7 protein-coding genes are annotated in these 12,452 nt (G+C 45.3%); 3 read left to right on the top strand and 4 right to left on the bottom strand.

The genetic code is table 11. From position 1 onward, the window contains the following. Positions 1-84: 84 nt before the first annotated feature. Both MADE_RS08265 and sbcB read right to left on the bottom strand, forming a co-directional pair. The gene (locus MADE_RS08265; protein WP_012518167.1) at positions 85-1,740 is read right to left on the bottom strand and encodes a FapA family protein; all 1,656 of its coding nucleotides are present in this window, start codon (positions 1,738-1,740) and stop codon (positions 85-87) included. A gap of 126 nt (positions 1,741-1,866) precedes the next feature. Then, on the bottom strand, positions 1,867-3,297 hold the full coding sequence (gene sbcB, locus MADE_RS08270; protein ID WP_041912867.1) for an exodeoxyribonuclease I: 1,431 nt from the start codon (positions 3,295-3,297) through the stop codon (positions 1,867-1,869). 233 nt (positions 3,298-3,530) lie between these two features. On the opposite strand from sbcB, the gene MADE_RS08275 reads away from it, so the two are divergent. From MADE_RS08275 to MADE_RS08285, 3 genes are all read left to right on the top strand, one after another. Beyond that, on the top strand, positions 3,531-7,241 hold the full coding sequence (locus MADE_RS08275) for an ATP-binding protein (protein WP_012518169.1): 3,711 nt from the start codon (positions 3,531-3,533) through the stop codon (positions 7,239-7,241). Between the two features lie 119 nt (positions 7,242-7,360). Next, positions 7,361-8,404: an isoaspartyl peptidase/L-asparaginase family protein gene (locus tag MADE_RS08280; protein WP_012518170.1), complete on the top strand. Its 1,044-nt coding sequence runs from the start codon at positions 7,361-7,363 to the stop codon at positions 8,402-8,404. Between the two features lie 164 nt (positions 8,405-8,568). Then, the gene (locus MADE_RS08285) at positions 8,569-8,988 is read left to right on the top strand and encodes a CBS domain-containing protein (RefSeq protein WP_012518171.1); all 420 of its coding nucleotides are present in this window, start codon (positions 8,569-8,571) and stop codon (positions 8,986-8,988) included. 77 nt (positions 8,989-9,065) lie between these two features. On the opposite strand, the gene MADE_RS08290 is transcribed toward MADE_RS08285, so the two are convergent. Beyond that, positions 9,066-11,282 (bottom strand): phytase, encoded by a 2,217-nt coding sequence (locus MADE_RS08290; protein ID WP_012518172.1) that lies wholly within the window; start codon positions 11,280-11,282, stop codon positions 9,066-9,068. A gap of 14 nt (positions 11,283-11,296) precedes the next feature. Beyond that, a complete protein-coding gene (locus tag MADE_RS08295; protein ID WP_232363034.1) occupies positions 11,297-12,406 on the bottom strand; it encodes a metallophosphoesterase in 1,110 nt (369 codons plus the stop codon). Positions 12,407-12,452: the final 46 nt, after the last annotated feature.

The raw sequence follows: 12,452 nt of genomic DNA on the forward strand, positions 1-12,452 counted from the left end.
TAGCCTGAGGCCTATGTCGGTAGCAAGTTAAAGAGAGCGTGCTTCATAAAGGAAAGTTCCTTAGTTAAAGCACGGTATCTCCCATTATATCAACGGCTCATAGTGCCATTGATGAGCGTCGTAGTGTATTTGCGCACGGTCGTATTCACGCTCTGAACGCCAGTTTCTGTTATTTAACTTAGCCGATACGCCAGGGTAAAGCCGTTTATTGGCGATAAGCTTAATGTCGGACTGGTAGCTTTCTTTAGCCGACTTCACATCATTGGCTTTATTTTCAAGCCACTCTAGCAGCGCGCTTTCATTGTTGAAAAGTTCTAAAGCCTCAGCGGCTTTGTGCCGAAGTTCTTTTGGAATTTTCTTACCTTGGATAAGTGCTATTTTCTCTTTGTGCTTTAAATTGTTCTCGCGAATCTGGCGTAGCAATTCATCTAGCGAGTCTTTTCGTTCAAGGAGTTGATTAAAGCCCGGGCTAAAGTCCACTTTCAACGTACTGCCGGAAACGGCCCCTAGGGTGCCTGCCTCCACGCGATCTTGACTTATTATATCGCAAGCAAAAAGGTTCCCCATAGGCTTGTCAATTTGCCCTACGATAACGGCTCCCCCGCAACGCAAGCGGCTGTAGGCCAGTTGCCTGCCTACGGTAATGTTTCCACCGCATTGAATGTCAATGCCCTGGCCGTGCTGCACGTGGATGCTTCCTGATGCGACTAATTTACATTGGAACTCGCCTTGAGAATCATTCACCTTACCCATAGCGCCTTCGGTGATAATGATATCGCCACCCGCTTCAATATGCGCCGACTCAACAAAACCATTTATGGTTACATCACCGGCCGCTTTAATCTGCATTTTTTCTGTTACATCGCCGTTTACAAGTACCGCTCCCTCGTAATTCACATGCCCAGTACCCACGTTAACGCCATTGCAGATGAAGGTGTCATCGATATTCATAATTTGGTCGCGATACTTAGGCATACCCGAAATGGCCGACATCAAAAGGTTGGCATCGTCGTCTGACACAACGGTTCCGCTTCCCATTTTAAAGTCGACCCACTCGCCTGCGACGGCAGGGAGTTTATTGCCTTTTACGTCGAAACCAGAGCGACCTTGGGTTGGCGCGGTACGACGCAGCACAGGCGTGTTTACTTTTACACAAATAATTTCGCCTAAGTTGCGCATGTCTACGCGCTCGCCGTCATCTGCCTGAGGCTTTAACACCCGTTCTAGGGCGTTAGGAACAAGAGGAATGAACTTAGAGTTTTTGCCATTTTTAGCAGGAAGCCCTTTCGCGATAGTTTCTTCCAGCACGGTGCCGGGCTCAGCGCGCCTAGCATTACTCAGCATAGATTCTATCTTTTTGGTGCTTACACCTCGGATGACTCTATTTTTTATTGCCAGTGATTTTATCGTGCTTAACGCGGGTAGCTTTCCGCCATAGGGAGTAGTGAGCACAAGGTTCGCGTGCATGCCGTCATCAGGAACACGGAATTCTACTTCCGCGTTTTTACGTTCGCCAATTCGTTCTTGAACGATAGTCCCATCACCCGTTTTAAAGTAATGGTTGGCCGTGTCACAGGCAGATTTGAGCGCTTTTTCTGAAACGTAAATACGTTTGGTTTCGCCGCTTTCTAACTGCTTTTTTATTTCCCGTATGTCTACTTCTGAGGTGAATTCAGACGGGTTGAGCATTAGGTTGATATAGGTTCTAGATTTATCGAAACTTATTGTTACGCCATTCATGACATCTTTATTCCCTTGCGCGCGTGTATTGTTATTATCGGCAGCATTATTTCATTCCTTGACTTCGTCTAATAAATTGCTGTTTTTCTGTCAATGTTCTTAATTTAAGGCGTTCTAAAACCGCCGTCAAAGGTTTTCGGCATATTGATAGAGGGCGCGTAATATCGCTTGCTTTTCAGGGTTGTCACTGTGCTCATGAGCCAGAGATTCAAGCCTCATCATATAGGTTTCCAGCGTTATAGAACCGTGAAAATCCGAATCGGTGAGTCGCGCCTGACGGTGGTACTGCCATTTTGTCATTTCGTCGGCAGAAAGCGTATTGGGGTAGTTTCTTGCGCGATATCGAAACAGCAATTTTTTCAACCCTTCGTGCTGCGTTTTATCACCGAACGTCGCTAAATCTTCTGGTTTAGCATTTATCACATTTTCACACCAGCGCCGGTCTTCATCGCTAAGGAACCCGCCGCTGTATAGCGCGTGGTCAATATCAAGTTCGCTGCTATGTCGCTCTTCTTCATATATTGCCACAATTTTACTAACTAAATCTGGTGTGCTTGCCAGCTTTTTGTAGTTATCTAAGCAGCGCTCGCGGTCTAAGCCGAGCCGCTCTGCATTGTCTTCTGTCATGGCTTTGGCTGTGGTAATGAAGGGAGAGCGGTTCACGTGAATAAGCTTAAGCCCCGGGCGCTCTCGCGCATCATCATACGTATCGGAAGGCGCGTACAGTGCTTGCTTAATTTCATCTGCAGAATCATTTAACACGCTGTCTATATCGTGAGACAAATCAATCACGATAAACGCATTGGAATTAGTCGGGTGTTTAGCAATCGGCATAACCCATGTACAGCAACCCTGTGAGGCCGGCAGCTTTGACGATATATGAAGCAATACTGATGGCTTGCTCAAATCTATTTGCTGCATAACGGAATGCTTATTACGCAAAGAAAGCGCGTAGTCGAATAAGCGCGGCTGCTTTTCTTTTATCAGCTTGGCAAGAGATATGGTGGCGTAAACGTCGTTTAGCGCATCGTGTGCGTTATCATGTCCGATATTATTGGCAGCCGTTAATGCTTCAAGCCTAAAACTTGGCGAACCATCTTCTCTCAATGGCCAATTGATACCGTCTGGTCTTAACGCATAGCAGGCTCTTGCTACGTCGATGATGTCCCAGCGGCTATTTCCATTGCGCCATTCTCTTGAATACGGGTCGTAGAAGTTTCGATAAAATAGATAGCGGGACACTTCATCGTCGAAGCGAATACTATTAAAGCCCACGCTACAGGTATTCGGCGTAGACATCTCATGATAAATTTTTGCAGCAAAATCAGCTTCGTTTGAGCCATCTCTGATGGTTTGTTGAGGCGTGATCCCAGTAACAAGACACGCTTCTGGATGAGGCAGGTAATCGTTAGCAATTGCGCTCATAATATTGATGGGCTTACCAACGACATTTAAGTCCATGTCCGTTCTAACAGCGGCAAATTGGCAAGGGAGATCTTTTTGTGGGCTTGTGCCAAAGGTTTCGAAATCGTGCCACAAAAATGTAGGTGTATGCATAACCACCAGTACGTTATCAATGAAATATTGAACGCAGTGTACACTGCGTAAAATACAATACCAAATGTTGATGGTTATATAGGCAATGCTGAACGGAGTATACGAAGCAAAGGCGACTGTAAAACATTCATTCACTTATAATCTTTAGTCTTAGCTGCACTGTAAATGACTTGCGCAACCCCCGTTTGCTGTCTAGTTTATACCTTATAAAAATTAATACGGATATTGTTTGTTTGTCGTCTTTTACACCCAAGTCAACATTAAGCGAAGCGAAAGGTACGTTCGGGCTTACCGTTGTGCTTGCGGTTGTACTTGTCATACTGGTTGTGGGGCTATTTGAGGGTAATATTAAAGCTGCGGCAACAGCCCAGACGTATTCGGCACTAGAAAAAAGTGCCGCAAATGCGGAAGCCGCGGCCGATATGCGGGTACTTCAGTATACCAATGCACTTAATTTCCTGCACCAAACACCACCTATTAGCGGCATAGTTCGAGCGACAGCAAGCGGTAACGTAGACCCAAAAGATAGCACCACGTTAGATCAATGGAAACATCGTTTAGAAACGATATTTGTTGCTTTTATTGAGAACAACAGTGAAATTGACCAGTTGAGAGTTATTCAGGCTAATGACGAGGGGAGCGAGGTTATTAGGGTGGAGCGCGAGGGCGGCGCTGTCATTATCGCCAGTGATATCGACTTACAAACAAAGGCGTCGAGAAATTACTTCAAAGAGAGTGTAAAAAGCAACAAAGGTGAGTTTTACATTTCTAGTATTAACTTAAATCGTGAATACGGAAAGTTGGAATTCCCCTATAAAGCGGTTATCAGGTTGTCGCTTCCTATATTAAGTGATGCTAATGAGCGTTACGGCTTTATAATAATGAACGTAAACGCGCGCTTTTTGCTTGACCAGATGAAACAGGCGCTTGCGCAAAATCAATCGCTTTATGTAACTGATAATGAAGGTTACTTTACCTTACACCCAGATAGCGATAAATCCTTTTCTAAAGATTTGAACCCTTCAATAAACTGGCAAAGTGAATTTGTGCAACCGCTAAAGGCTGGAAGAGCGAGGCTCTCGCCAGTGGAAGGGGAAAACATCCAATATAGCGTCTCGCGTGCATTCACCATTGGTGGCGGTCAGCAAGTAGCGCCTTTTTATCTCCATGTCTCAACGCCTAAATCTTATGTTACTGCGTTAATCAATGATAAACGAATGAGTGTTTATAGCGTACTGGTGGCGGTGACGATAATATTCACGGTTGCATTGCTGTTTTTTTACCGAAGCAATCGTAAGAATATCGAACTTGCAAAGGTGCGCGGTGAGTCAGTGGCAATCGTTGCAATATCTAAAGACGCTATTTTTAGCGTAGACGCTTTTGGTAAAGTGAAAAGTTGGAACATGGCAGCTGAATCCCTTTTTGGTATACCCAGCCAAGTCATTATAAACCAACACTTCTCCTCGTTTAAGCCGCTGTCTCCGCTCGGTTTAGAAACCGTTCTCACCAAGGGCGGTAAGCAAGAGACATTTACAACACCGTACATTGACGGTGAAAAAAACGAGCACAAACTTCTTATTACTGCATCGACGATATGGGGTGATAACTCACAATTTTCTGGCGTTGCCGTTGTCATTCGAGATGTGACTGATGAACACAAAGCTAAAGATGCGATAGAAAGAGTTAATTTTAAGCTTGAAGAAAAAGTGGTCAGTAGAACGAAAGAGCTGATGAAGGCAACGGAAGAGGCGCGTAAGGCGAGTAGCGTAAAAAGCTCATTTATTTCCAATATTAGTCATGAAATGCGTACGCCATTAAACGGGGTGGTTGGTTCACTGTCATTGCTCAAACGCCAGCCTCTCAATGATAAAGCTGAGCAGTTAGTGTCTATGATGGAAATTAGCTGTAACAATTTAAGCGTGCTGATAAACGACGTTCTCGACCTATCGAAGATTGAAGCGGGTAAATTAGATATTAACCACCAGCTTTTCGAACCTTTAACGCTGATAGAGTCTTTGGCGAAAGTGTTTGCGGTGAAGGCTGCAACTAAGGGGCTTGAGCTAATAGTTGATACCACGGGGCTTCCTCGTGTAGAGATTAATTCCGACCGCCATAGGCTAAATCAGGTATTAAGTAACTTATTGAATAACGCCATCAAGTTTACAGAAAAAGGACACATACAGCTAAACGCAGCGTTATACGAAAACGACGCAGGGTTACAACAACTGCATTTTAGCGTAAGTGACACTGGCGTGGGTATCGCCCCGGAAAGTCAACCAAAGCTATTTACTGCATTTACTCAAGCCGATGCTTCCGTTGCGACTCAGTATGGTGGAACGGGGCTTGGCTTGTCTATTTGCAAGCAGCTAACACAGCTGTTAGGCGGGGATATAACGTTTAAATCTGTGGTAGACGTTGGAAGTACATTTTCATTTTACGTTACGCTTACTGAAAAAACTCCAGATACCGAAGCGTCACTTGAGCGCGCGCTAGAAATGGAAAGTGCAATGCTAAGTGGTATCAATATAGGTGTGTCGGCAGGCTATTCGCCTCTAGAAGAGAATATCTGTAGTTTGGCGATGCATGTGGGGGCAGATGCCTACGTGTTAGACAGCAATACCGATAAAATTGAGTGGTCGACGTTCAACGCGGTTATTGTCGATGAGTCTAGCCCCTTGATTAACGATTTAGACAATATCTGGCATGCGCAAACTACTGAGCAAGAAGCCTGCGCTTTACCGGTGGTTTTCATCCTTCAAAAAATAGAGGGAGCGCCTTACCAATTTAACCATATACAGCCAATTTATTTACCTAAACCGCTGTTTCGTTCAAGTTTTACGCTTGTTCAACAGGGAATCGATGCAGCGCTTGGAGGATACTCATCGTCAATGAACGAACTTCATCCCAGTGACGGAAATGGCCCAAGTGACGACGCTTTCGAGACGGTTAAACAGACATCAGACCCTCAATTGTCTATTGAAGACGCTAACCTACTTATTGTTGATGATAATTTGATAAATAGAGAGGTGGCCAAAGGCGTACTGGAAAGCCTGCCTGGTAAGATGTTTACCTGCTGCGACGGTGAGGAAGTTATTGCATTTTTGCAAAAATGCGAGAAAAAAGGGCGTCGTATCCACAGTATTTTGATGGATTGCCAAATGCCGAACATGGATGGATATGAAACCACCCGGGCTATCCGTGAGGGTAAAGCTGGCCCGCTGCATGCCAATGTGCCCATTATCGCGATGACTGCCAACGCCATGCTTGGCGAGAAAGAGAAGTGCTTAGAAGCCGGCATGGACGATTTTACGACTAAGCCCGTAATTGCAGATGTATTGATCCCCAAAGTTAAGCAATGGCTTATACACCAAACGATGGCATTAAAAAGCGAAGACGCTAAGCGTAACAACGAAATGAAGAGCGATCCGCCAGCCCTTGTGGATAGCCTGCTAAACGCTATCAATAAAGAAGTATCTTGTAGCGGTGTGCAAGAAGAGGTGTCGATGGATGACCGGATGAGCAGTCACAGCGATACTAACGAAACTGACACCTCAACAAGCGCCAACGAGTCTAACGCTTTAAGCGATATACCAGCGCCAGATAATGGAAAGGTGAGAGAGAGTTGGGATAAAGACGATGCGATAGCGCGAATAATGGGGGATAAAGCGTTGTTTTCTCGGGTTTGCGAACTTTACTCACAAAGTGCGCCTGATAAGTTAAAGCAGTTAAAAGGTGCTGTAGAGGAGCAAGACTTTACACAAGTTCAGGTGCTCTCCTTAAAGCTTAAGGGCATGTCAGCGGATATCGGTGCTGTGCAACTTAAAAAAGACTTTGAGCTAGTATGGGAATTATCTAAGGGGGCACAGTGGGAAAAAGTCAAAGCCCTGCTTCCTTCCATAGACGACGATCTTAATACCTTCATTGAACTTCTTGCCGTGGCCTAGCTTGTTATTTCTTATTGTGTCATCTTAACGTTTAAGAGTTTTAAAACCTGCTTTAACTACGCTGAATTAAATGGTAGTTAATTCAGTACTCATAATAAAAGCGTTTAGGAGAATGTAATTTGAACTTAGCTCGTTTTAGCGTCTCATCTAATGGTTGGTATAAAACCTTATGCACCTTCAGCGCGGTTACCGCCGCATTTTTAGCTACCAATGCGTTAGCGCAGGAGCCGAAGGTGGCAATCGCTATTCACGGAGGCGCGGGAACTATTTTAAAATCGTCCATGACGGCAGAGAAAGAAGCCGCCTACAAAAATGTGCTATCGAAAGCGGTGAAGCATGGCTATTCGCTTTTAAAAGAAGGTGAAAAAGGCGAAGTAGCCGTGGTAGAGACCATTAAAATTCTTGAAACGTCACCGCTTTTTAACGCGGGCATAGGCGCGGTTTATACCTTTGACGGTGAGCATGAACTCGATGCCTCTATCATGCATGGAGGCAGTAAAAACGCGGGCGCCGTTGCTGGCGTTAAAACAATACGAAGCCCTATTGAGGCAGCATTGCTGGTAATGAATGAATCGCCCCATGTCATGCTGTCGGGTGAAGGTGCCGAACAGTACGCTAAAGAGAACGGGCTAGAGCAGGTTAAAAACACAGTTTTTGATACCGAGTTTCGCAAACAAGCGCTAGATAAAGTAAAAGCGCGTATGGAAAAGGCATCAAGCGGTTACGGAACGCAACAGGGGAATGAGCGTTTCGGTACGGTGGGGGCCGTGGTGTTAGACAGCGGTGGCAATATCGTGGCAGGCACCTCAACCGGTGGAATGACAGCCAAACGCTACGGAAGAATTGGCGATTCACCGGTTATAGGTGCGGGTACCTATGCCGATAATGAAAGTTGCGCAGTGTCTGCGACAGGGCACGGTGAGTTTTTTATTCGATACCATGTTGCGGCTGATATCTGTGCCCGCATGAAGTATCAGGGGCTAACGTTAGCAAAAGCAGCCGACACCGTAGTCAACGATGTGTTAGTTAAAGCGGGCGGCGACGGTGGTGTTATTGCTATTGATAGTGTTGGTAACATTGCGATGCCGTTCAATTCTGCGGGGATGTACCGCGCTAGCATCGATACAGAGGGTAAAGTGAGCATAGCAATCTATAAAGATTAGTTGTTATTTTATTGTTAATTACGCTGGCTTGTGGGTGAGTATAGGTCTAATCTTTAAGTGTGGGGGAAAATTGCTTTCACAAGTGGTTAAAAACAATTGAAGTGCCGTAACGCCAATAGTTAGCAGTATCGGTCTCATTGGGCGCCACGGCTGGAGAAATGAAAATGGAATCGTTGCAAGTCAGTGATTATATGAATACTCACCCAGTGAAGCTTAATATCGACATGCCCGTTGCGCAGGCTGTCGAAGTATTATTGGCCAGCGGACAAAGCGGAGGCCCGGTACTAGATACCAAAGGAAGGGTGGTTGGCTTTCTTTCAGAGCAAGACTGTATTGCTCAAATGATCGCGTCGAGCTATTACCGAGAGCAAATTTGCAGAGTGGGGGAAATTATGAAAACCCCCGTGGTGTCTGTAAAGCCATATATGTCGGTAATAGAATTAGCGCAGTTATTATTAAAAGAAAAGCCTCGCGTTTACCCTGTAGTTGATGATGACGGAGTGCTTTTAGGCTGCATTAACCGAACGGCAGTGCTGCGTGCGATAGACGTCCAGCTAAATGATGGCTACCAGCGAGCAGGATAAAAGCCTTTCTTAACGCGTTGAAAGGAAAGGGGTTACCCCCTCCTTTTCAACGCTTAATGGGTTTATAACTAGTCTAATTAATGTTTCGTTGACACCAAATTTCTTATGGCTTCTTTTAAACGTGCACCTGAAACCAGCTTAAAGTTTTGTGTGTCTGAGGGCATGACATTTCGTCCATCCTGGACTACCCAAAGACCTTCGCTATAAACGCCGCCTAAGTTGGCGTTCGTTGCTTCAAGTCCATCGGTTTCTGAAACCCCGTCAATTGAGTGATTCATATCGGCGGTAATGCGAATAAGCCCCATTAAGGTAAGCTTGTCGGCGTTTTTACTATTGATGTTGTAGATTGCATAACTATTGTTACCTTGGCTTGATGCAATAAGGTATGTTTGAGCATCAACAGTAAATAGGGCCAAGCCCTCCATGTCCGCCTCTACTGGTGGGGCTATTGCAGAAACGAAAGTAGGCTCGTGTTTAGTAGAGCTAATATCCATTGACCAAATGCCTGCACCTTCTTCACCAAAGTACGCTGTGTTGGTGTGAGTATCTACCACGCAGCCCTCAGGTTGTGAAGGTAGAGAAAACGATTGAGTAAGCGTTCCTTTAGCTTTTTTATTTTTGTTGAAGGAGACTTCATAACGTTCGAAGAGACCGCTGGTATCGTTAGCAAACACCTGAGCGACGCCATTTTCTACAAACAGGCACATGCCGTAAATGTCGGTAAGTGTTGTGTCAATTTCACCTAAATGAGCAAGCACGCCAAACTCATCTATTTCAAAGACAGACAAACTATTGTGTGAACGGTTCGAGGCAATAGCAATATCGGTAAACGTGGTTTCGGCGCTGTTGTTCATATTGGCTATCGCTACGTTATACCCCACATCAACGTTATTTACTCTTCCCACAGCTAAGCTTTGTTGTTGATGACCTGAAAGATCATAAGTATTGAGTGCCCCTTTTTTGTCGGTGCCTAGTATGCGGCTTTGCGAAGGAGACTGGGCGTTTACCCAAATAGCCGGATCGTCAGCGGCGTCACCGTAGTTTTTCACAGGCTGGGTCTCGGCGGTAGGTAATACACGCGCAAGCGCGTACTTCGGCGAACGGCTTTCACCATTGGCTATCGGCTCCTTATCTTTAGAAAGACACCCATGGTTAAAATAAGCTGCACTTAATTCGCTAGATAGCTCTGCCGAAAAGAAATTGCCTGAGGCATCATCATCAACTATCACAGAAATTCGCGGGCTTTTTTCATATTCATAAAACGCTAAATGAATAAATTCGGGCTCAATGGTTTGCGGTACTCCAGCTAAGTCATACTGCAAGGTTATGAATTCTGTCTGGCATCGGCTTTGTAACCATACGCCGCTTTTATTTGGGCTTACCCAGCTCAGCAGGCTGCTTTTAAAAAGTGATGTGTTGCTCGATAAAGTGCTCACACCTTCGATAGCGATATTAGCGTTATGAAAAAACAATTCTTTTTCTAACTCACTTTCAATGTCGGCATTGACTTTCCAAACGCCCGCAAATTCATCGGCTAAGTAAATAGAGTGAGTATGCATATCAAGGCTACAGCTTTTCATGCCCGAGCCTATGGCAAAATTACGAAGCGGTAAAAATTGATTATCGTGTATTTCGAACTGATTGAGCGTGCCCGTGGCATCAATATTTACAATATGCGGAGTACCTTGGGCAGTGACGGCCGCGCATATGGCTTCTGAGCCTTTGGCGGATTGGGTAAGCTGTTGTTGTATATCAAGGGTATCAGGAACGAGTCGATATGCCTCAATGTGTTGCGTATTGTTATTAAACACTACCATGGACACCCATTGTTTATTTTCAAACTCGGCTATTTCCGCACTCGCAAGAACAAAACTACCCGCAATAAACCTGGCTTTTCCTTGGCTATTACTGATTGAAATTCCTTGGTGTTCGTTTAGCTGAAGTTCAATAGTGTGGGTGTCATCGTTAGTTTGTGCATTTAACGCTGGGGCCAATTTTTCATTGTCGTTAGCATGGGTGTCTTTGTAAGATTTGTTCGACGCCTTCGGAGTTTCTTGCTCGTTAGCATGGGTGTCTTTGTAAGCTGTTTGTTGATTATCGCTACGATAGTAAAGCGTTTGGCTAAACCCATGTGTAAGTTGTTTGAGCTTTAACACAGGTTCTTGTATATCAGCCTGTGGTTGATGACTTGCTTTGTCTGCAGTTGCACAGCTAAAAAGTGTGGCCAGCATGCCGGTAAGGAGAAAGGTTTTGCCCATTGTGGGGTATATGCGTGTAATTTTTTGTTTATCCATTGTGATTAGTTACCTTAAAGCGTGCTGGATGAAGATGCAGTGTTAGGCTTATCTATTGTGTGGGCATAAATCTTCTTCCCTTGGTGGTCTATGTAATTAAGGAATATGCTTTTGGCCGTCATGCTCACGCTCACAAAACCACCAGTAGATTTAGCGAATTGAGTAAATTCGTAATTTCCAACGGGGCGCACCTCAGAGCCGCCTCCCGATACCACGTGAACTAACTCATCGCCGGCTAGCTGATTGTGCTGTAGGTCGTGTTCGTGCCCCGCGATGTATAGGTTAACGTTGTGTTTGTGAAAAACGGGCTCAAGTACGTCTTTGATCGCGTTTGTTTTACCGTAGCGTTTACCGCTTGAGTACAAGGGGTGGTGGCCAATAACTACTTTCCACGTATATTGGTCTTGTGCCAACATTGTGTTTATCCAAGAAAGCTGCTCAGAGGCGCCTTGCTCATAGGCTTCTTGATATTTAGCTTCTCTCGCATAGTCAGGGTTAAGGGGTGAGGTATCGATAAACAACAACAGTGCCGTTGCCCCGTCATCTAACGCTAACGTCTTACTGTAATACTGAGCTGGCATTTCCCATCGTCGGCTTTTTACGCTGTAGTCTATTTGTGCCTGCCAATTTCCGCGGTAGTCGTGGTTACCCAGTACTGGGTGCCAGTTGATGAAAAGATGAGGCTGGTGATAGACGGCTTCGTAAGACGATATCCAGTACGGGTCATCAACCGACGCTATCCCGTTGTCGTAAAAATTATCGCCTGTGGTAGCGATAAATTCAGCATCTAGCTGGTAGCTGGCAATATCAAGCCATTTGGCTACGTGTTTTTGATAAAAGTGCCCGTTGCGCCCCCAGTCTCCTAACGTTAAGAAGGAAACCGCTTCATCCGGCACCGACAAATCTGCAATGGTCGTTTTTTCATAGTAGGCGTGCGAGTAAGGGGCGGTTTGGGTGGGCCCCGTATTGATAGGCGCAATATCCGTAGGCCCGATTTGAGAGGGGCCTTGTTGCTTTGCCTGCGCCCAAGCTGAGTTAAAGAAACAAGCGAAACAAAGCATGATAGTTAACAAAGTAACGAAAGACGGCTTTGATGTAGCGGGTGATGTGGGTAAAACGTGCATGAAAGACTCTCTAAAACAGGTGGCGCAGGCTTTTTTTAGCGGCCTG

This window comes from Alteromonas mediterranea DE (genome assembly GCF_000020585.3).
Taxonomy (GTDB): Bacteria; Pseudomonadota; Gammaproteobacteria; order Enterobacterales; family Alteromonadaceae; genus Alteromonas; species Alteromonas mediterranea.